Here is a 21,635-nt window from a genome sequence, read left to right as displayed (position 1 = left end):
GCAGAAAGCTGAGACGGCGGTGCAGGGCATGGATATTCACCGGTTTTTTAGAGATGGCTTCCCCTTCAGGGAGCGCCTGGACGTTGACGACGCCCTTGAGCGCCTCCGCGAGAAGAGGGATGCTGAGGAGGCCCGGGAGGAGCGGCTTTCCGGCGATTATGAGGACGCAGAAGGCCCTGAGGGAAAATTTGACTTCAGGAGGCAGAACACCGAGTCACGCCTTCGCGATATTTTCCAGGAAGTAGCTTCTGAGAGCCGCCGGGAGCGGGCGGAGAGCCGCCAGGAAGCCCGGGAGGAGCTCCAGGAAGCCCGGGAGGAGCGCCAGGAAGCCCGGGAGGAGCGCCGGGAGGAGCGCGTGCAGGATCGGCGCGATGAGAAGCCGGAGAGCCTTCGGGAGCGTCTCCAGGAGCGCGTGCAGGATCGGCGCGAGGAGAAGCCGGAGAGCCTTCGGGAGCGCCTCCAGGAGCGTGTGCAGGATCGGCGCGAGGAGAAGCCGGAGAGCCTTCGTGAGCGCCTCCAGGAGCGCGTGCAGGATCGGCGCGAGGACAGGCCTGAGAGCCTCCGTGAGCGCTTTCAGGACCGCCGCGAGGAGAAGCCTGAGAGCCTCCGTGAGCGCCTCCAGGAGCGCGTTGAGAACCGCCAGGATCGGCGTGATGACAGGCCTGAGAGCCTTCGTGAGCGTCTCCAGGAGCGCGTGCAGGATCGGCGTGAGGAGAAGCCTGAGAGCCTTCGTGAGCGTCTCCAGGAGCGCGTGCAGGATCGGCGCGAGGAGAAGCCCGAGAGCCTTCGTGAGCGCTTTCAGGAGCGCCGCGAGGAGCGTATGGAGAACCGCCAGGATCGTCGTGAGGAGAAGCCCGAGAGCCTTCGGGAGCGTCTCCAGGAGCGCGTGCAGGATCGGCGCGATGAGAAGCCTGAGAGCCTTCGTGAGCGCCTCCGTGAGCGCCTCCAGGAGCGCGTGCAGGATCGGCGCGAAGAGAAGCCCGAGAGCCTCCGTGAGCGCTTTCAGGACCGCCGAGAGGAGCGTATGGAGAACCGCCAGGATCGGCGTGAGGAGAAGCCCGAGAGCCTTCGGGAGCGTCTCCAGGAGCGCATGCAGGATCGGCGCGAAGAGAAGCCCGAGAGCCTTCGTGAGCGCCGGGAGGAGCGCGTGCAGGATCGTCGTGAGGAGAAGCCCGAGAGCCTCCGGGAGCGCCGGGAGGAGCGCGTGCAGGATCGGCGCGAGGACAGGCCGGAGAGCCTTCGGGAACGCTTTCAGGAGCGCATGCAGGATCGGCGCGAGGAGAAGCCGGAAAGCCTTCGGGAGCGTTTTCAGGAGCGCCGCGAGGAGCGCGTGGAGAACCGGCAGGAACGTGTGGAGAACCGCCAGGAGCGCCGTGAGAACCTTGAAACTGAGCTGAAAAGACTGTCATCAGCTCTCCTGAAAGCCGAAGGCGCTGACAAGAGCATTTTCCAGAAGCTGGAGGCAAGGCTCCAGGAGGCCTTCTCCACGCTTCCGAGAAATGTCGTGCAGGCCCTTGTGACCAAGCTGATTGCCGGCTATCTCCAGGGAGCAGCCTCTGCGACCCAGAGGGCCTTTATTTCCGGCCTCATTGACGCCTCGGGGAGCGTTGAAAAGTTTCTTGCAGAGCTCAAAAGCTTCATCGCAAGCCAGAGCAGCAGCGGGCAGGGCGGCATGCTCCTCGCGTTCATGGAGCCTCCGTCCCAGTTTGCTGTTCTTGCGGCGCTCCTCAGGAAAGCTGAGAAACAAGGTTACGAAGCCCTGCCGCCCCAGGGTGGGATGATGACTGACGATGAAGGTCCCAAACCCGAGAATGAGGACGAGGATGCCCTTGAGGAAATAGACGGCGATAAGGAGGGAAGCTCGGGACAGGGCAGGGAGGAAGAGCATGAGGATCAGGAAGATGAGGGCGGTGGGGAGTCCGACGAAGGCACGGAGGAGGCCGATGAAATCCCCGGGCCTGCCGCTGAGACACCGGCAGAGCCTTTCCGGTCTGAAGATACCCTTCCTGCCACTGCAGACCACCCTCGTCAGCAGGAGCCTGCCGAAACTGATGATGCAGGGCCTGCCGGGCTGGCTGCTGAAGAATCCGGCGCCCTTATATCTGCTTCTGCCCGGGAGAAAAGTGAACCTGTCGCCCTTCCCCGTGAGGCACCCCGCGGCACCGCCCGGTGGGAGGGCAGGGACAGGCAGGGGGCATATGCCCTGGAGCGGGAAGAGGGCGATGAAGGCGGAGAAGATGAGCCAGGCCCTTCCTCCCGCAGGAAAGAAGTGAAGGGAAGCCTTCGCGAAAAGCTTCTTTCTCAGCAGCCATCCTTGCTCCCCCAGTCGCTTTTCCCTGCACAGGTCGCCCTTGTGACGCCTGAGAGAAGGTACGAGCCCCTCGTGGATGAATCTGAAGAGGATCTTCCGGCGGGCTTCAGCCACTCCTCGCAGATCACCCGCTGGTTTTATATCTTTGTGTTCTACCAGAAGCTCCTCTCAAAAAATCTGCCCTATGCACGCTTCACCAGCTCTTTCTACGGTGAGCCTTCATGTTATGAGGAGCAGGAATACCGGAGCCCTGAAGATACCATTGAGGAAGGGGCTTTTGACGGCCTCACCGGTGAGGAGTTCATCGGCGCGGTGAAGCACCTGGCTGACCAGGGCTTTGAAGAGGCCTATCTCGAAGAGTTCAACGAGCCATATCTCGAGCCCACCATTGATGATATCCGGAATGATGCCGAGTTCAGCGACTTCTTCGCGATGCTCGACGCCGCCCGGTAGAAGCGGCACCGCAGGCTGCTCAGGATTCCACCAAAGAGGTTCTTCATGAAAAAGCTTTGTGGTGCAGAGGGAGGCCAGGGGAATTCTCCCGGCAGGCAGAGTTTGTCTGTGCTTGGTTACACCTGCAGGGACAAACTCAAACGCCTGCTGAAGAGGAGAATTTCCCCCGGCCTCCTGGCATATTCTCAGCTGCTCGCCTTCTCCGGGGCCTCAGCCACTAAATGCTTCGTGTGCGGCGGAGAAAAATGAAGGTGAGGCAGTGAGGTGCCGTGCCCCTGATGATAAGGTGGCCCTCGTGGAGGCACCTGAGGTGGTGAGCCATGCAGAGGGTGGTGAGATTGCCCTCGGTAGTGGGGCCGCCGTGGGAGCGGTACCTGATATGGTGGGCATGGAGATTGCGCCGGCACCGGCAGCCGGGGACCTGGCACTGGTAGTGATCCCGGGCGATCACGCGGCTGTGGAGGTCCCTCTTCTCGGCGTGGTCCCAGGCGGCGAGGAAGGTGTCAAGGAGGGCCTCGATGAAGAGGGCAAGCTCCTGGCTGTCATCGACGGCCGTTTCTGGCCTGCCGGCGGCCCAGAGCCGCACCGCGTGGTTCCAGAGGGGGATGAGGTCCCGTTTCAGGAAGAAGCGGATAAGGGCGCCCCGGTCTGAGGGATTTGATCCGAAGGTCCCTTCTTTCGGTGTCTCTCCAGCGAGAATGGAGAGTATCTCGGGAAGCTCAGGGTGGGCACCGCCACAGGTGACCTTCCAGATGACAGGGGTGAGCCCATCCTGGCGGGAGGGGGTCCCCGGCTCGTGTGTACACATCTGGACTGAAGCATCCAAACCCATATCCCCACTGGATTCCTGGGTATTTGAACATGCCTGGGCTGCCCTCTTGACAGACCTCCCCGTGACGGCCACCTCGAAAGCCTCGGGAGCGATGTCCCACTTTTTGTGGACCGCCCTCTTCGCAAAACGAAGGAAACCCTCAACAGCCTGGATGAGGGTGGCGACAGGAACCTCCCGGGCGTAGGAGAGCCACGCCCCCTGGACGCGGGTCCCCTCAATGAAGACTTTTGAGAGCAGGCGCGCCTGCTCGGGGGTGAGCTTCCCCTCCTGCACGAGGTCAAGCATATCAGGATACTCTAAATAGCTCCTTTCCATTTTGATGAGGGAATACGAGGTGCTGCGGGACATCCCGAGGCGCTCCCTGGTATAATGCCCCAGGCTCAGAAAGAGCATATCTTTATAGAGTCCGAAATTGTTGAGAGTCCGCAGGAGCCTCCCCTGATAGAAGGAGAGGGAGTGGCGAAGGGCCGCCATCTTCCGGAGGCGGGCGACCGTCTCGAAGGGATCTGCGGGAGGATGCACCAGGGATCCATCGGGAGTGACGGCGGTATCGGCATCGGGTCTGTGGGTCCCTGGAGCCTGGAACTCCTGGGGAAGCTCCACCGTGACGGGCTTCCAGGGCAGGAACTCCCAGAGATGAGAGACTTCCTCGAGGTCCTTGTGGACCTGCCTGGCCAGCTCTTTTTCCCGCTCGCCGAAGGAGGCCTCGTCATCGAGGGAGCCGATGGCTCCTGCAAGGGCGCCAAGGAGAAGAGCCTTCTCCCCGAAGGAGGGATCGGCGCCTGTCTCCCTTGTGCCGGAAGCATCAAGGCCACTCTGAGAGTGTGCCCCATCGCCGCGAGTTGCGCAGGCGCCATGGGAGGCCTCAATGCCCTGGGAGCCTTTCCCCTGCTGATGGCAGAGCGAAGCTCCCGCAGATTCAGGAGCCCCGACAGCTCTCGGAGTCTCCAAGCTCCCTGCAATCAGGCCCCGGCCTGATGCTCCAGGCGCCTCAGAGCCCTGCGCCTCGATACCCCCGAGCGGCGCCGAAGCGGCGAACTCCGCAAGAAGGGCCTCCACGAACGACTCCGAAGGGAGCTCCGCCTCCTCACACCTGCGGAAGACCTCGATGGCCCGATCCCATTTCGCGCCAACGGAAAAAGGAACCCGCACGCTTACCGCGAGGCTCCCTGTATCCTCTTCGTCATCATCTTTGGCCCCGAATGTGTTGATGCCGGCCTCCCCGGCACCGGCTTTAAAACGCTTCACCTCCTCTTCTAGATCTCTTATGGTGGACTGCATGGCTTTTGAAAGCCACTCCGCCTCGGTCTCAGGAGTGACGACCTGGAAAAGATATCGCAGCGCGCTCTTGCGGAGCCTCCCGCTCTCAAGGGCTTCCTTGATGAGGGGGAGCTTCTGAAGCTCCTTGGCGTTCCTCATCAGCTCACAGCCGCTCCTGGAAGAGATCCCAAGCTCCTCGCGCACAAAATCGCCGATACGGACGTAGCCGAGCTTATCGAGCCTCCCGTTAAGGGAATGAAGAGCCTCCCCTATGAGAAGGTCGAGCCTGTTGCCGGCAGAAGAGAGGCACCAGAGGTTCCAGTCCAGGACCTCCCCGGTGAGATCGCGGAATATATGCCGGCTGTCAGAGCGCGAGAGCACCTCGTCGGCGCCGTAGGTCACCAGGGGCTCACCATTGCCAGCCTGGAAGATCTGGCCGCCCGCCATCACGGCCTCGTAGCCGGGATACTCGCGGTAAGCTTCCTCCCGGTGAGGAGCCTCCTTGAGGTGAGCGCCGGCTGGGATATTCACGATAATCCTCCTTTCATCAGTGGTTTATATGCCATGGGGTTACATGCGTATCCTTTATTTTATTATACCCTATATTGGAGTGTAAGTCAAAAAAGCTATCTGCGGAATGTCCCATGTACATTGGGTTTTGGAGTCATCACCACATGGGTCATGGAGGAACGGGAAGGCTTGTTTTGCGATTTTTTCATTCAGAGCCTCTAAAAGCCTCTCCAGCGAAGAAAAAAGGCACTCTGCAGAAGGACAAAGAAGAGCGGAGGGAATGGGGGGGAGGAAAAACATTTATTATGATCGGGGGTACTCCAATATTCATAGTGTCTAGACTAAAGTGCACCCATAAGCGGACTAATGAGCATATGAGAAATATAGGTAATTTGTTGGTTTCACGCTAAAATATAATAACAGGAATAAGGAGGTCCTGTTATGTGATATATGCAGGTGATTGGCCTGCCAATGCACCGCTTGTGCATGCCCCTGGTGGTGCCTTACCCGTATAAATGGCGTAATCACTGGTTTTTTAAGAAAGATTTTTTCGGTGGTGTGGTGAAATCTTGTAGAAGAATCCTTATAAAAGGAATGTCCTGCTAGAAATATCCACCCTGTTTCTACAAACTGTTTCCCCACCGACTCAACTCCTTATCCTATCATAGAATCTACGTCGGCATTTTATAGAGGTGCCTTATGAGAGGGGCTTTTCAGCTCTTTTTGCTGCATGCCATCCTTATTGGACTTTTGGGGATAAGTGGCTGCAGCGGGGGAGGTGACTCAGGGTCGGCCTTCTGGGGCGGCGGAGGCGGGAGCGCCTCGCAGACCTACTCTGTCTCAGGCACGCTCCACGACACCATCAGCAACAGTCCAGTGCAGGGCACCACGTGCACTCTCCTTCAGACAAAAGGCGGGAACTTCATCGAGGATTTCATGAGGAATCCAAAAGAGACCGTGACGGTAAGCACTGCCACGAAAGGCGCTGACGGCACTTACCGCTTCACTGGCATGGCTTCGGGGACCTACACCATAAGGTTCACCAGTGCTGACTATATCACCTCAGAGGTGAACGATCTCTCGGTGACGGGTGACACGGCAGGATTGGACCGCACGGTGGTGCAGACCTTGCAGTGGACCCAGCTCGCAGGCCCGACAATCCCTATGACCCTTCCAAGGATTACCTCATCGTGCAGGCCGACATCCCTGCCAGGACAGCGATAACGGCAGGCGTCACGACCTCCATCACCCCCTCGGCGGGAGTGAAGATAGGCTACTTCACCGACGGCACGCCTCCCACGATAGACTGGAACGCCACATCGTCTTATAGTAACGAGAAGATAATCTTCTACGGCCTCACGCCGGGCACCCAGTATTCTATCAATTTCAACTCGCCGGGCTATACCTTCCCGACCCTCAGCGTGACCTCACCCGGCGGCGGCTTCATGGCATTCCTCAATACGCCTTCGGCCAATTACTATAATATCAGCGGCCATACCAACTTTTTCACCGGATCCGAATTGCTGCCCGCCGAGCAGGTCTCCTGGTATATAGCGGTGCTTTACTGCAACTACCGCAGCTCCCTGGAAGGGGTGACCCCGTATTATACCGTGACGGCCGCCGGGTTTGAAACTCCTACAATCAGTACCAATGCGGCGGGCCCGAAAGGCTACAGGCTGTGCAATAACGCCGGCACGACAAACCGGAGCGAATGGGAATATTCCTGCAGGGCCGGCACTGATTACTGCTGGTATAGCGGGAATAATTCACCCAATGGTACCAAAAACGTAGGGCTGAAGATACCCAACCTCTGGGGGCTCTATGACATGAGCGGCAATGTGTGGGAATGGTCCAATGAGGTTGATGGCGGTTTCCGTGACGTTAGCGGCGGGTGCTTCAGTAGTCTTTCCGACGCCTGCCAGTCTTCGAGCTGGTTCAGCGACGACCCGGAGGACCGATACTATGGCATCGGCTTTCGTCTTGTGAGGACCAAATAACCCTTTGCACTTTTACGCTTTTACTCTTTGCGGGTTAAAAGTGAGGCAGGTGTGGCGGTGGAGGGCACGCCCGAAAGGGCCCCCGCCCCGCAGCATCCTGCCGGGAGCGGAGCAGTGAGCAGGTGAGATGCCGTGGGACAGGGTGCGTTCGGCGGCCCATGAAGCCTTCCCTGCCATTGCATGAGCGCAGTTTTATCAAGTTATACACAGTACAGCACATAGGAGAAACGTCATACCCATGATGGCAAAGATATTCACGCTGAAATTCGACAGCCTCACCGGCACCTTCGATGACGGCCCGCTTCAGGAGTTCCTCACCCATAGACCCGGTGCCTGTCATGGTTTAATTTGACAATATGTCAAAATGCCGCCATAATATGTTATATTATGACAGATTACCTCTCCGGCGTGAGCCTCTCAGGTACTTCTTCTCCCGAACCTCTTAAGGGTGCGCTTTTTGAGAGCTACTGCATGCAGAATATCATCGCCACAGTGGAATCCCATCTCCCGGGTGCCCGCTTTTATTTCTGGAATGTCCAGGGGCGTCACGAGGTCGACCTTGTCATTGAATCAGGGGGCTCCATTTTCGCCATAGAAATAAAATCCGCGGCGAGATGGCATAACCGTGATTTTTCAGACCTTAAAGCTTTTCTTGAAGGGACTCCTCTCTGCAGGGCTGCGATCCTCTGTTATAACGGCGACTCAGCCATGGCATTGAGTGATCGGCTCTGGGCAATCCCCGCGAGGCAATTGCTTTCATAGGCACCTGCCAGGATGGATAACGGAAAGGGGTTTGTCTGATAACGGCGCGATGAGAGTCGTCCAGCCCCCCTCAAAAGGGATTTCTCCCCGCCGCAAGGAATTCACTGAAAATGAATCCCTCCAGGGAAGGAGCCCTCTCCAGGTGAGCACCCTTGAAGCAGATGTCGTAATCGTCGGCGGCGGCCTTGCCGGCGGCGTGGCAGCCCTTGCCGCGGCGCGCCGGGGAGCCCGCGTGCTCCTGCTGGAAAAGAATACGAGCCCCGGCGGTGTGGCCGTCGCTGCCAGAGTTCACTCCATGCTCACCTTTCACGGAAGGGAAGGGGAGAGGATTGTCGGAGGGATTCCCCAGGAGATCATAGACAGGCTGAAGGAGCGGGGCGGGACATGCGGCCATATCCTCGATACTATAGGCGTGGCGCACTCGGTGACTCCCTTCGATCCCGACTCCCTCGGCCTTCTCCTTCAGGAAATGCTTGATGAGGCAGGAGTCACCCTCCTTCTTGAGACCTCCTTCACCGGGGCGAAAGTATCTTCTCAACGCATTGAAGCGGTGACTTTTTTTTCATCGGGCGGCCATGGCGAGGCAAGAGCCCCTCTCTATATAGACGCCTCCGGCGAAGGCGCCCTGGCCGCCAGGGCAGGCTGCCCCTTTGAAAGGGGGAGAGCGGGGCCCGTGATGCCCGCGACGCTCATTTTTTCCGTCCGCTCCATCGATCTCGGGAAAGTCTGCTCGTATATGGAGTCACACCACGATGAGTTCCACGGGGAGACCCTTTTCAGCCATGTGAGAAAAACACCGGCCCTGGGCGTATCGGGCTTTTTCACCCTCTGGCGCGAGGCTGCCCTTCCCGTACCGCGCGACAGGCTTCTTTTCTACCAGACTCTCAACAGCGACGAGGTGAGCATCAACTCCACGCGGGTACTCGGCTATGATCCCCTGGATAATGCCGCTGCAGCGGGGGCATACAGGGCTGCCAGGGAGCAGGTCTTCCAGATATTCCGGTTCCTGAGATCCTCCGTGCCGGGCTTTGAATCCTCGGTGATCTCCGCCGTGGCGCCTTCACTGGGGCTTCGCGAAGTGAGGAGAATCAGGGGAGACTATGTGCTCACCGGCGAGGATGTCGTGAAGGGAGCGAGATTCCCTGACGAAGTGGCCCTGGGGGGATTTCCCGTGGACATTCACCTGCCGGGCGCTTCGGGCATTGAGACCGTGAGCCTGGGGGGGCGGGGATTTTACGGCGTCCCTTACCGCTGCCTTCTTCCCGCGGGAGCGGCCAACCTGCTCGTCGTGGGAAAATGCTTTTCCGCCTCCTTCGAGGCTCATGCGTCAGGGAGGGTCCAGGCCACTGCCATGGCGACGGGCCATGCGGCTGGTGCGGCATGTGCTCTGGCGCTCAGAAGAAAGTGCTCCCCCCGTGAGCTTGACGCCGGTGAGGTACGGCGGGAGCTCGCAGAGGAGGGAGCGATTCTTGAACCTTGCGGAAAGGATGATCTCCCATAAAATCCCTTCTTGATCCCCGGTCCAATGGTCCCTGGCTCATCCTGCTGGTCTTCATCGTCCTGCTTTTTCTTTTTGATCCCCTTTTTACCGGGAAGATTTTTTACCTGGACGATATCCAGATGTGGAGCTACGCCGCGAGGAATTACCAGTACGAGATGGGAAAAGCGCACCAGCTTTTTTTATGGAACCCTTACATGTTCTCGGGGCAGCCATTCTGCGGGGCCATGGAGTCGGCCCTCTTCTACCCCCCCGAATGGATTTTTTTCTTTGTACCTCCGGGGAGGGGTATTGTCTATTTCGTGACCTGCCACTTTCTGTTGGCAGCGATCTGTTTCTTCCTGTTCCTGAGAAAGACAGGCTTTTCTCCGCCTTCCGCCCTCGGGGGGGCAGTGCTCTTCTCGCTGGGAGGCTTTCCCGTCCTCAATGTCATTCATATACAGATTTTTGCTGCCTACTGCCTGATCCCCCCGGGCCTCCTCCTCGCCCAGCGCTTTCTCGAGCGGGCCAATCTCACCTCGGCACTATTGCTGGGAGCCTTTACGGGCATCCATCTTCTCGCCGGCTCGCCGCAGATGACCATTTGCCTGGCCGTGGCACTCTTCTGCTGGATCTATCTGAGCAGGGAGAAGAGAACAACGCTCGCAAGGCTTACCCTGCTTCTCATACCTGCAGTCATCGTAGCCGTCTCGCTCCCTGCCATCCAGCTTTTTCCCACTTATGAATATCTCCATGAGACCACCAGGAGCTCATCGATCAGCATGGCCGAGGCGACAGCCCATTCGCTCCGCCTGAGGGATCTCGCCCTGTGGTTTGTCCCTGATTACCAGGGCCATCCCCTTGTGGGACCGCCCTTCAGGGGAGACTATTTTTACTGGGAGCTCTGCTTCTATGTCGGTATTTTCCCCGTAATGGCCGCCATGGCGGCCCTCTTCACCCTGCCCGCAGCAGAGAAGGGGCGCTTTCGGGCTTTCCTGGTCATGGCCATCACCGGGCTCTTCCTGGCCCTGGGGAAATATCTGCCTTTTTACGGCCTCCTTTACCGGCTCCCCATTTTTTCTTCCTTCCGCCTGCCAATGCGGTATCTCGTGCTTTTGCTTCTTTTTCTCTCCTATATGGTGGCAGTGGCGCTGGAATACCTCCCCTCCCGCTCCCGTGAGGCTCCGGCGGGAGGCAGGAAGAGCCTGGCGGGGAGCATTGCGCTGCCGGTGCTCTTTTTCGCTGCGCTTTCCACCCTGCTGATCGTCCAGTCCCCTTATGGCATCACAAAGGGCATGACCGTCCATCTCCTGATGGGATGCGCCGCCCTGGTGCTGATCATTTTTTCGCGCTTCAGGGTAATCCCCCATGAGAAAAACCAGCTTGCCATGTTTGTGGCAGTGGTCATATCCTGCTGTTCCTTCGGCCTTACCTGGAATCCCACCATCACCGAGGCCCGGTTCCGTGAGCTTGCAGCCTCGTTCTCAGGGATTTCCTGGAAGAGCCCTCCAGTGAGAGTCCACTATTATCCTCCCTATGAGCTCAAGGAGACCATCAATTATCCTTTTATCGAAGGCGTCTCAAATATAGTGGGCTACAGCTCATTCTGCCTCACGCGGTATGTTGAGTACCTCATTTACAGCGATTATGGAAAGCTTCCCGGCATGGAAGTCTGCGGAAGGCTCACGGCTAAAGGGAATGTATTCGGCCTCAGGAATCTTGACACGCCCATGATCCGCCTTCTTGGCACCTCCCGGGCTTTCCGCGCCACGGTGGAGAAAGGGAGGGTTTCCCTTGACGGGGAGAAGCTCACCTCTTCATATCCCAGGGCTTTTCTCGTGTCTCATGCTCTCTTTGAGGAAAAGAGCGAGTCCCTCCTTGAGGGCCTCAGGAGTGGTGCCCTCGATCCCACGAAGGTGATCGTGCTCCAGGACGGCCCGGATAGAGCTGCCCATGGCGGCGAGCCGCCTGCAGTGACAAACGATGCCGCGCCGCCCGGTTCTGCCGAGATAACCAGTTTTTCACCTGATGTCATTGAAGTGGAGATTTCCGTCGAGAGGCCCTCATGGCTTTTCCTGGGGGAGATTTTTTATCCCGGGTGGAAGGCGGCCGTTGACGGCCAGTCCCGCCCCGTGGTGAGGGCGGATTATATTTTCCGCGCCGTCCCGGTGTATCCCGGTGAGCGGAGAGTGAAATTCCGCTATGCGCCGGAGTCGCTGAAAAAAGGGGCTATGATAACGCTTGTTTCGCTCATTCTTGCAGCAGGCCTTGCAGGGGCAGATTACTTTGCAGGGTTGATGAAGCGAAGCTCATAGTTCATCGCTGTCTTGAGGCTTTCATAGGCTGAATCAAGGCTCAGGGCGCACTGCCGGACCCTCTCGAGGCTCCCGTCATGGGCAGCTGTTTCAAGTTCCTGAAGAAGGCCCCTCAGGCTCTCGGCGCACATATTCGCAGCGGCTCCTTTCAGCGTGTGGCTGCTTCTCTCTACATCGGGAAAGCTGCCGTTCTTCACATGGGCCCTCAGCTTTTCCATCTGGACCTCTGAATCACTGAGAAACAACGAGATGAGCTCCTTGAGAAGCCCTTCATCACCTTCAATGCGCTCAAGGAGTGCAGGGCGGTCAAAGAGGGCTTCTCCTGAATCTTTTTCAGGTGGATGGGGCTCCAATGAGTGCGAAAGTGAAGACGTCAACTCCTCTATTACCTTCAATGCCTGCTGCGGATGTGCCATTTTAGAGACGACAGCATCCATGAAGGGTGTTATGGCGCTTTCCACTGTGTCGCTCATCACATGGGCCGTGAGGGCAATGAGAGGCACATGGCCTCCTGTTGACTTTTCCCTTTCCCTGATGAGCTCCGCCACTTTACAGCCATCGAGCTCAGGGAGGTTGATGTCCAGCAGAATTGCATCAAAGGCCGTGTTTTCTGTGGTCTCAAGCGCCTTTTTCCCGTCTTGCGCAATGGTGACTGAATGGCCCTTCTTTTCGAGGTAATGCTTGACAAGATCCTGGCTTGTCAGGTCATCCTCTGCAAGGAGAATACTGAGGGGGCCGCTGCTCTCTCCCGGGGAATCGGCGCTCCCTCTTTTCCGGGACTCATCCCTCTCAGCGGGAGGTGTTCCCAGCATCACGGTGAACCAGAAAGTTGATCCTGCGCCGACCTGGCTCTCGACGCCGATGGTGCCTCCCATCATCTCGGTGAGCTTTCTGGAGAGCGCAAGACCCAGGCCCGAGCCGCCGTATTTTCTTGTCGTCGATGAATCAAGCTGCGAGAATGACCTGAAAAGGCGGGTGATCTTGTCAGCCGGTATGCCGATCCCTGTATCTTTTACTGAAAACCTGAGTATAACGGCGTGCTCCAGCGATTCGTGCCTCTCGCAGAGAAGGGAGACAGTTCCTTTTTCGGTGAACTTCAAGGCATTCTCCACGAGGTTTTCCAGTATCTGCAGCAGGCGCATCTTATCACCGTAAAGAATGGACGGCACGTCCCGGCCTGTAGTGAATTCCAGGTCCAGTTTCCTTGCAGAGGCGGAGGGAAGGAATTTCTTCCTGAGGGCGCTGAAGAGCTCATGGGTGCCAAAATTGTCGAACTGGAGCCTGAGCCTCCCCGTTTCGATGGTGGAGAAGTCCAGGATATCCACAATGACGGAGAGGAGTGACGAGGTGCAGCTCTTTATTGTCTCTATGAGCTCTTTCTGCTCATTGCTGAGGCCCGTGTCCAGCAGAAGATCGGTCATTCCCAGGATGCCGTTGATAGGGGTCCTTAATTCATGGCTCATCGTGGCCAGGAACTGGCTCTTGGCGCTGTTGGCCTGCTCGGCCTCCTCCTTGGCCCGGCTCAGCTCCTCGATGTAGAGCTTTCTCTCGGTTATGTCGAAGGAGGAAACCAGTACTGCAGGCTGGTTCATGTATTCTATCCTCAGAGGGCACATCTCTACCCAGCGCTCCTCACCCGTGCGGGTGACAATTTTCACCTCGTAGCGGGGAGGGGCATACTCGTTGTTTATGCGCGCTGTCCAGTAGGTCCTGAGTATGTCTATGGAATCGGGATGCACTATCTGCCAGGGGTCAAGGGCTGCAATCTCCCCATTTGAATAGCCGGTCAGTGCCAGGAAAGAAGGGTTCACGTAAGTCAGCCTGTTGCCCTGGAAGATATGAATCGATGTGGGACTTGACTCGGCGAGATCCCTGAAAAGCGCTTCGCTTTCCCTCAGGGCTTTCTCGATCCTGAGCCTCTCCGAGATGTCTCGCAGCGTGACGACTATCCCGATGATATCACCTTTTTTGTCCCTGATTGGCCCCGCAGAGCCTTCAACAGGCAAGGCGGCACCTTCCTTTGAGATGGTGAAGGTATCGTCCGGGAAAGCCATAGGCGAGCCCAGGGAGAGGGTATTTTCTATGATGGTATCTTCTTCTCCGGCAACAGTGCGCTTTACTACGCGGCACACCCGGGAGAGAGGATGCCCCAGCGCTTCTTCCCGCCTCCAGCCGGAAAGCTGCTCGGCCAGGGGGTTCAGGAACGAGACGGAGCCGTCGGGGGCTGCGGTGAAGACGGCATCGGCAACGCTCATCAAGGTCGAGGCGAGCCATTGCTCATTGGTCTTGAGCTTCATGAGTGCAATGCCCTTGCTGTGAACGCTGTCGATGGTGAATTTCAGCTGCCGGCTCTCCACGGGCTTGAGGATGTATCCCGAGGGGTCCGTGAGCTTGATGCGGCCCAGCGTGGTATTGTCAGAATAGGCAGTGATGAAGATGATGGGCACATCGCTCTCTTCCCTTATGCGTGAGGCTGTTTCTATGCCGTCAATATCTCCTTCAAGCATGATGTCCATCAGAATGATGTCAGGTTTTGTTTCCCTGGCCTTTTTAATGGCATCTGCACCGGTATAGCTCATGCCGCATATGAGATATCCCAGGTTCTCGAGCATCAGGCAGATGTCCCTGGCAACGATCCTCTCATCCTCGACAACGAGCATTTTCAATGGTGCCATGTTCATGGTGCCACCAGCTCTTTCTCAAGGCAGCAGAGCAGGCCCTTCAGGGCGGGAACGGGCTGCCCGTCAAGGTAAAGGCCGGTCCTGTCTGTTCTCATCTGCAGCGTTTTTGAGCCCATGACCACAAGGCGCTCCGAGACGAGGTCTCTCTTCGCCGTCTCGTCGAGATCCCAGGAGTTCTTCACCACCGAGGGGTCCCGGGTGACCACTTTCAATGTGGCAAAATCGATGAGGGCCGTGAAGGTGTCAATGCCGATGGCCGGCAGGCCGGGATGGGCAGCCCTGATCTCGTGAAGATGCTCGGGGAGGCCGTATTCCTCAAAATGCACCTGGAGGGCGGCATTGACGATGGCAAGGCCCTCGATATCATGGGAGCGCTCCATTTTCTTCACCTTGTAGGAGATGATTCTGCTGCCCGCCACCATTGTCCCTGCGCTGAGCGTCATGAGAAGGCCGCCCCTTACTATGAATCTCTTCAGGGCGGTCCTGAACGGGAGCTCCCCCCCTTTCATCGCGAGGCTCATGAGCCTCTGCCCCAGTATGAATGAGTTTCCTCCTCCGATAAATATGATATCGCAGTGGGAGAGATACTGGGCCATCTCATCGAGGTCCCGGGTGAAATCGATGTCCAGGTGGCGCGATGACACCTGGCGGTGGCGCTCCTCGGGGAAATACCGCAGGATGGTGCTGTCATCGAGGGAGGGAATGGTGAAGATCCCTTTTTCCCTGTCCCTGATCCTCTGGATCTCCTCTTTTTCTCCCGTGGCGAAGAGGGCGCCCCTGATGTCGCTGATTCCGAACTTCTCTCCCATGTAGCGCCTGATTTTTTTCAGGTAGCTCAGCTGGTCGGCATAAGCCACGCTCCCGGGGATAAAGAGAAGGGAGACCTCCCTTGAGGGGGAGCTCTCGATTATCCTGGGAATCACCTCGTTGTCGGGGTAATAGGTTTCGTTGTTCGCCTCGTTTGCGGCCCCGTGGAGATAGACAATGGGGTGGGTGATGAGGGTAAAGGTCTCTTCACCCTGGGCAGAGGACTTGAGAACCATGTTCTGGTGGAGATAGCGGCGGCAGCGCTCCTCATCCCTTGTAAGCTCCCCGTACCGCTTGATTTCCTCGCTCCGGTATTTCCAGAGCTTGAAATGAATCATTTCCTTCACGTAGGGGATGTGCTCCCTTTCGCAGTATTCGGCTGCGGCCTCCTCCATGGTGATGGAGCGGCGGTGCTTCACTTTCTGCTCAATCTCGTAATTGCCCATGTGATAGTCATGGGAGAGGAACACTCTCTGGAGCACGAAGTGCCTGAGGAGGTCGCAGTTTATGTCCAGTGAGTGCTCCTTGATCTCTTTCACGGTGCCCTCAAGGATTTTCTGGAGGGCCTGCGGTGACTTCTCTATCTGCTTGAGGATGCCGGCGCTTCCGTTGTATCCGTACACGACCTGGCGGACCCTCTGGCTCTGCATGAAGTGCTCCAGGTGGCCGGGGAGCTTTTCCATCCAGAGGTGGTTCACCTCTTCGACGGCCTTGATTTTTTCCGAGAGGAGCTGCTTCTCTTTCGCGATAGCCTTCAGGTTGTATTTTGACGAGGCAAACTGCTCAATGGCAAGTCCCCGGCGCAGGTACAGGACGTCGCAGGATTTTGAGGGCCCCTTGCGGCGGCTCCTGGTGTGGATATCGGCGTAGTCGAATGAGATTCTGTCCCTGTTCACGTATATGGTCTGCACGCGCTCCCTGTCGAGGCCGTACTCACTGAGGGCCGGCACCACGTTGTTCATGACGAAGAAGGTGATGACAGGCGCATCCCTGTCGTCAAGCTTGATGGAGAGATAGAGGTCAGGATCTGCTGCCGAGGGCACATAAGGCTTTTCGGCAATGAGCTGGCTGTATTTCACCTCCATCTGGAGCCTGTTGATGATCTCCCCGTTCTCAAGATCCCGCTTCTCCACGGTGATCTGCAAGTCTTTCCCTGTGCGGGAAACCTCGCGCGAGAGCCTTGAGAGGACAAGCTCGACACCGTCAAAGGAAGTGAAGCCTATGAGCCTGTCGCCGACAAAGGCACGGTAGTATTCCCTGCTGCTCCCCTCGGGGTGGGGGAGGCCGTAAGGGTTGTTTTTAATGTAGTCATTGAATGCCTCAATGCTTATCTCTTCATACTTTGTGATGTAGTGCCGTATCCTCAGGATGTTGAGGTGCCGCGTTGCCACCTCGTAAGCCGTCACATCAGGGCCCTGGCCCCGGGACGCCCGGAAGCGGCTTTTGCACTGCCTGAGGCTTTCAAAGACCTCGGGAGAGACTCTCTCGCCGTGGACATCCTCAAGCTGGTGGACCACCTCGGCGATCCGCAGCACGGCGTCTTCGCTTACATGGTTGTTGAGATCGTCAAAAAAGTAGGCGCATGAGGTTTTTGCCGCCCGCACGAGCGACCAGAGCTTGAGGAGGGCGAAGAGGTAGTCATAATCCTTTGTCTCACCTGGTTTCACAAGGTGTTCCTGGAAGAATTCCTCCTTTGATTTGAAGCACAGGGCTTCCTGGGCGGTAATGGTCTTTGAGAGCTGTTCCTGGAGAAACCTGAGGCGCTCCTCAGGGGAGCCCTTCAGGTTTTCGAGCCTTTCAAGGCCTGTGGCCAGAAAAAAGGCTTTGGCCCGGGCCCTGTCTCTGAAAAGCCCCCCGGTCTTTTCAGAAAGAATGCGGTGCACCTGCTCTTCAAGAAGAGTCGCCGCCCCGTGGAGATAAGTCTGGTAGCGGGAATCGCCGGAGTCAAGGCTGCCGTAAGCCCATCTCCCCGCACCCGCCACCTTCATGTCAAGGAAGCGCCTGTTGTCGTAACAGATGTTGACTCCCCTGGCGATATCGTCCAGAATGGACTGCTTCTCATAGGGCGAGAGCTCCCCTCCCGGGTAGGTCTCAAGGAGCGTCTCCTTCTTCATCTTCACCATTATCTTCCAGGTTTCCTCATCGACGGGATCGCAGTCTGAGCGCTGGAGATCGCGCAGCACCAGGAACTCGGCATAGAGCGAGAGCAGGTCGCTGTCGCTTTTCTCGGGGAGGCTGTCGATGTCGGTGCCCTTTTCCTCCTTGAATGTCCTGAGGCCGTAGCCTCCGCATGACCATGAGGTAGGGAAGTCGGGGAGGCTCGTGAAAGGGAGCTCAAGGGGCTCTCCCATCAGGGAGGCTCTCATCCTGAGGAACCTGAGGTACTGTGCCGGTGACATCATCACTATAAAAGGGCTGCTTCTCCTGTATGCCTCAAGGGGGAGCTCCCTGAAAAAGCCTGTCACGTCTACGCCGCAGTGCTCAAAGCGGTGATGGACAAGCTCCCCGTCATGGGCGAGGAGGTAATAGCGGTTCTTCTGGGCACCTGAGAGAAAGTGGTCCAGGGTGAGGGCGGGATTGTCGGTGGTCCACTTGTCAAAGGAGAGCTCCCTGCTGAAGGAATGGTAAAAGAATGCCACCAGGGGCGGAGTGCTCTCCCCTGTCTCCAGGTGGTACACCTGTCCCGGCTCGATAAAATAGGCGGTCTGGTCGGAGCGGAGTATGACAAAATCTATGCCTTCCGCCGCCACTGCCGCCGCCACCCGCCTGCTGATGCAGCACTCGGGGAGCCACATTCCCCTGGGATACTCCTTCTGATGATACCCGAAGGTCCTCTCATGATAGAGAAGGCCTGCCAAAACCTCGGCGAGGAGGTCTTCTTCCTCCCTGATGAGGGGGAGGATGCGGTGGGTGTATGACTGGGCGATGAAGGGCTCTGTTCTGTGGCTTCTCAGCATGGTCTGGTAGATATCGGGCCTTCTGGACCTGAGCCATTCCGCAAGGGTGGGGCCGATATCGACAGAATAAAAGCGGTAGAGTCTTGCCATTTTCTCATAGCATTCCCTGCTCACCTTGTCGTGGATGAAGTCTGCAAAGCCCTTGTCAAAGCGGTCGGGCTGGTATATGTGGTGATGATCTCCGATAAATATGGCCTCGCCGGTATAGGCATCTATCACGCGGGAGATGCTCCTCCTTATGAGCTCAATGAAGGGCGCCGCCAGGAAAAAGAAATCATAGCGGCTCTCCACAAAGCTCTGGAATTCAAGAAGGTGCTCGATAGTGACCTTTTCCTTTTCGTCATAGCCGTTTTCGCGGACAAACTCCTTGAGGAATGACGAGATGCCGAGACGGGTATCCTTCTGGTGCACCGAGAACTGTGATATGCCCGGCTCTATGACTTCCAGAAGCTCAGTAAACTGCGCAAGATATGAAAGAGTATCGTGCTGGCTCATCAGGCTCCTTACTATATTTTCAGCCATGGAAGAAAGGATTCTGGGACCCAGTTTCATTTCTTCTTTCTTGTGCTCACCTCCTCCTCCAGATGTTTACCATTCATTGAGAACTGTTTACAATTTGTTAAAGAAATATGCCTTTACTCCCCGGCATTTTCTGCTAAAATGAGGGTAGAAAAGAGATGGGAATTATGCAGGGGAGGAGCGCAGTGGTAGTATGTATATCCTGATTGCAGCAATTGGACTTTTCCTGATGCTCGAAGTATACCTCTGCACGCTTCTGAGCGGGCAGAAATAGAAGAAGCAGAGAAGAAAAGGGATTAAGAAAAGGCCCTGCCCCGGCAGGGCCTTAGTTTTTAAGGAGCCTCTGGAACTCAGGCCGCGCCCTGAGCCCCTCGAAAGCCTCCTCTGCCATGATCATGCAGAAGTTCTTAAAACCAAGAGAAACTGCCTTTTTGAGATGCTCGAGCGACTCCTCGCCAAGGCCTCGCAGGGCATAGTGCCTTGCAAGGAGGTAATGTGGATAGGCATAACCGGGGGAGAGCAGCGCCGAGTTCCTCAGCGACTCTTCAGCTTCAAGAGAAGCTCCCGTCATGTCAAGAAGAGAGGCTTCGCTCACAAGACGGAGCGACTCCAGAAGATTGATGAACTCCGGCACATTCCTCAGCGTTTCAAAGCTCTCATCGCGTTCAAATTTTTCCGGCGGCGAGATGCCGGTGTTAAAAGCCCTGAAAAGGTAGTCAAGGCTCTTGCCGGTATTCCCCGCGCGTCCGTATGTCCGCGCAAAATTGTAATACATCGTGGCCTGGGAGGACTGTGCTATCATGGTAAGCTCCGGCTCCTGTTAAGGTTATTTTCTGCTCCTGGGCTTTCAATTTCGCTTTTTCCCCGGGGAGCCCTTTTCCAAGGTTTTTCCCGCGGCCAGGTGATTTCCATGAGGCGTCATTCCCTGGCGCCGTGGCGCTTCAGGATTTCCATCACCTCGCGGTGGGCCTTGTTGGAGGCGCACCTGAGGGGGGTCCACCCGTCCCAGGCCCTCGCGTTGACGTTAGCGCCCCTGGAGATGAAGAGCTCGACCAGCATCACGTTTCCCTGCTGCGCGGCGTAATGGAGGGGCGTCCAGCTGCTGGGATTTCCGTACTGCACCCCGGCCCCTTTCGAGAGCAGGTAGAAGATCATCTCCTCGTCGCCGTTGCGGGCCGCGCAGAGAAGGGCTACGGACCAGCCTTCACTTTCGCTGTTTACCTTCGCCCCCTTTTCAACAAGATACTTCACCATGGCCATATGGCGGTAAGTTGCCGCATAGCTGAGGGGAGGCGAAGTGCCGGGAGGACCTTCGATTCTTGCCCCTTTCTTGAGAAGCATCGCCACCATCGGAATGTTCCCCTCCTGGCATGCAATGTCAAGAGGAGTCATGGAGTACCTGTTGGTCAGCTCAAGCCGGGCTCCCTTTTCTATCAGGAGGGCGGCCGCCTCCTTTTTGCCTTCCCTCACGCAGTAGTGAAGGAGGGTGAACATGGTGGGATCCCTGGCATAGACGATCCGGGGGTTGCTCTCGAGGATGTCCTTCGCCTTGTCCATCTTGCCGGTATAGGCCGCGTCCAGGTAGCGCTTCGCCTCGCGCCAGAGACTGTCTTCCCCGGTGTCCTCGACGTTCACGTCGGAATCCTGCGCAAGGGCAGCCGCGAAGGCCGTGAATTCGAAAAGGAAAGCCAGCAGAAGAAAAACCGCCGCCCGCCGTACCTTCATATGTCACCCTCCCCGTTCCCGGGTGCCTTTACATCCCGGAGTGTTCTTTTCTCCACGGAGCCGCCAGTCCCTTCATAGCGGCTCTCCCCCGGGGGTCAGCATCCCCTCACAAACCTTCCCCTTATGGAGGCGCCTCTCCCCCCGTGGTGGTGCTTGCATTGCTCCATCACGGAAAAGAAGTCCACATCGTAGTATAGGTTGTTCCCATGGGCCGCAAAAAGCATGTGCACGCCGTAGCCGAGGCTCCCGATGAGATGCATGACCATGTTTATCGATGCTATCTTGTCCGAGGGCCTCACCAGGTTGTTGCAGTCCACCAGGTCCCCTATATACCAGTCCCCCGTTATCATAGCCCCCTTGAAGACGATGAGGAGATCGGTGTAGGAATGCTTCGGGGCGTAGATGAGGTACACCGGCTCGCCCCCGATGAAGCCTCTCCATATCACGTCATTGAAGACCATGTCGAAGTGGGTCTGCACGTTCCGTGAATAGGCGCCCCTCCGCCAGGGGATGGAGTGGATGAGGCTCCTGAAGTAGCGGTCGGCATAGAAGGAGGCATGGGTCACGAAGGCCGTGTGGGGGAACTTCTTCCTGAAGTAGGGGAGGGTCCTGCAGTGATCCCAGTGAGAATGGCTCAGGAAGGCGTACTTGACGAAGATGCCATGGCGATCCGTCACTTCCTTCGCATCGCTGTAGGGAGCGTTCTCCCGGTAGCGGGTGAAGGGAGGCATCTCGATAACCGCCGCCTCGCCGCCGTGGTGAAAGAGCCAGCACGCGGTCTTGAAGCCGCCGTAATGGTTCAGTATGGTGATTCCCTCGGAAACGTGTCTCATAGCGCTCTCTGTTTCCCCGGCGCCTCTTGGCTGCGTGGCCGCCCTGTTTCTCCAGTGCTGCCGGGTCTCCCGGCAGCGGTGCCCGGGAAGTGAAAATCCAACCCGGTGAAGTTCTCCCTCCGTGGCCTTGTTCCTCTGTACAGTTCCCGTAAAAGCTCTGAAAGCTGGAACCGTGAAGCCAGGGGCCATTCTTCCA

General features: G+C 57.4%; 12 protein-coding genes. 6 read left to right on the top strand and 6 right to left on the bottom strand.

What is annotated here, in order from left to right; translation table 11 throughout:
* The first annotated feature begins 28 nt into the window (after window positions 1-28).
* Window positions 29-2,764: a hypothetical protein gene (locus tag RDV48_13860; protein MDQ7823880.1), complete on the top strand. Its 2,736-nt coding sequence runs from the start codon at window positions 29-31 to the stop codon at window positions 2,762-2,764.
* 217 nt (window positions 2,765-2,981) lie between these two features.
* Here the strand turns inward: RDV48_13860 and RDV48_13855 are convergent, their stop codons facing one another.
* A complete protein-coding gene (locus tag RDV48_13855; GenBank protein ID MDQ7823879.1) occupies window positions 2,982-5,387 on the bottom strand; it encodes an HNH endonuclease signature motif containing protein in 2,406 nt (801 codons plus the stop codon).
* A gap of 678 nt (window positions 5,388-6,065) precedes the next feature.
* Here RDV48_13855 and RDV48_13850 point away from each other — a divergent pair.
* From RDV48_13850 to RDV48_13830, 5 genes are all read left to right on the top strand, one after another.
* Window positions 6,066-6,590: a carboxypeptidase-like regulatory domain-containing protein gene (locus RDV48_13850; protein MDQ7823878.1), complete on the top strand. Its 525-nt coding sequence runs from the start codon at window positions 6,066-6,068 to the stop codon at window positions 6,588-6,590.
* Window positions 6,500-7,363 (top strand): SUMF1/EgtB/PvdO family nonheme iron enzyme, encoded by an 864-nt coding sequence (locus RDV48_13845; GenBank protein MDQ7823877.1) that lies wholly within the window; start codon window positions 6,500-6,502, stop codon window positions 7,361-7,363. Before RDV48_13850 ends, RDV48_13845 begins: the two co-directional genes overlap by 91 nt.
* A gap of 387 nt (window positions 7,364-7,750) precedes the next feature.
* Entirely contained in the window at window positions 7,751-8,125 is a 375-nt protein-coding gene (locus RDV48_13840) for a DUF4143 domain-containing protein (GenBank protein ID MDQ7823876.1), read from the top strand.
* A gap of 142 nt (window positions 8,126-8,267) precedes the next feature.
* Window positions 8,268-9,626 carry an FAD-dependent oxidoreductase gene (locus RDV48_13835; protein MDQ7823875.1) on the top strand — a complete coding sequence of 453 codons (1,359 nt, stop codon included), beginning with the start codon at window positions 8,268-8,270 and terminating at the stop codon, window positions 9,624-9,626.
* Between the two features lie 119 nt (window positions 9,627-9,745).
* Entirely contained in the window at window positions 9,746-11,917 is a 2,172-nt protein-coding gene (locus tag RDV48_13830) for a YfhO family protein (protein MDQ7823874.1), read from the top strand.
* Here the strand turns inward: RDV48_13830 and RDV48_13825 are convergent.
* The 5 genes from RDV48_13825 to RDV48_13805 form a co-directional block, all read right to left on the bottom strand.
* Window positions 11,884-14,598 carry a response regulator gene (locus RDV48_13825; protein ID MDQ7823873.1) on the bottom strand — a complete coding sequence of 905 codons (2,715 nt, stop codon included), beginning with the start codon at window positions 14,596-14,598 and terminating at the stop codon, window positions 11,884-11,886. The genes RDV48_13830 and RDV48_13825 overlap by 34 nt on opposite strands.
* Entirely contained in the window at window positions 14,595-18,857 is a 4,263-nt protein-coding gene (locus RDV48_13820) for a Type 1 glutamine amidotransferase-like domain-containing protein (protein MDQ7823872.1), read from the bottom strand. The genes RDV48_13825 and RDV48_13820 overlap by 4 nt, the downstream gene beginning before the upstream one ends.
* Before the next feature lie 349 nt (window positions 18,858-19,206).
* Entirely contained in the window at window positions 19,207-19,683 is a 477-nt protein-coding gene (locus RDV48_13815) for a hypothetical protein (GenBank protein ID MDQ7823871.1), read from the bottom strand.
* Between the two features lie 116 nt (window positions 19,684-19,799).
* Window positions 19,800-20,606: an ankyrin repeat domain-containing protein gene (locus RDV48_13810; protein MDQ7823870.1), complete on the bottom strand. Its 807-nt coding sequence runs from the start codon at window positions 20,604-20,606 to the stop codon at window positions 19,800-19,802.
* A 95-nt stretch (window positions 20,607-20,701) separates the two neighbouring features.
* Window positions 20,702-21,439, bottom strand: a complete 738-nt coding sequence (locus RDV48_13805; GenBank protein MDQ7823869.1) for an MBL fold metallo-hydrolase — start codon at window positions 21,437-21,439, stop codon at window positions 20,702-20,704.
* Window positions 21,440-21,635 lie beyond the last annotated feature (196 nt).

Source organism: Candidatus Eremiobacterota bacterium (genome assembly GCA_031082125.1).
Taxonomy (GTDB): Bacteria; Vulcanimicrobiota; CADAWZ01; order CADAWZ01; family Ess09-12; genus Ess09-12.
This window is presented reverse-complemented; position numbering and strand designations above follow the sequence as displayed.

Bases quoted from the DNA above. Each gene is read 5' to 3' on its own strand.
- RDV48_13860 (MDQ7823880.1), top strand. From the start codon at position 29: ATGGATATTCACCGGTTTTTTAGAGATGGCTTCCCCTTCAGGGAGCGC.
- RDV48_13850 (MDQ7823878.1), top strand. From the start codon at position 6,066: ATGAGAGGGGCTTTTCAGCTCTTTTTGCTGCATGCCATCCTTATTGGA.
- RDV48_13840 (MDQ7823876.1), top strand. From the start codon at position 7,751: ATGACAGATTACCTCTCCGGCGTGAGCCTCTCAGGTACTTCTTCTCCC.
- RDV48_13830 (MDQ7823874.1), top strand. From the start codon at position 9,746: ATGTGGAGCTACGCCGCGAGGAATTACCAGTACGAGATGGGAAAAGCG.
- RDV48_13825 (MDQ7823873.1), bottom strand. From the start codon at position 14,598: ATGAACATGGCACCATTGAAAATGCTCGTTGTCGAGGATGAGAGGATC.
- RDV48_13820 (MDQ7823872.1), bottom strand. From the start codon at position 18,857: ATGAGCCAGCACGATACTCTTTCATATCTTGCGCAGTTTACTGAGCTT.
- RDV48_13815 (MDQ7823871.1), bottom strand. From the start codon at position 19,683: ATGATAGCACAGTCCTCCCAGGCCACGATGTATTACAATTTTGCGCGG.
- RDV48_13810 (MDQ7823870.1), bottom strand. From the start codon at position 20,606: ATGAAGGTACGGCGGGCGGCGGTTTTTCTTCTGCTGGCTTTCCTTTTC.
- RDV48_13805 (MDQ7823869.1), bottom strand. From the start codon at position 21,439: ATGAGACACGTTTCCGAGGGAATCACCATACTGAACCATTACGGCGGC.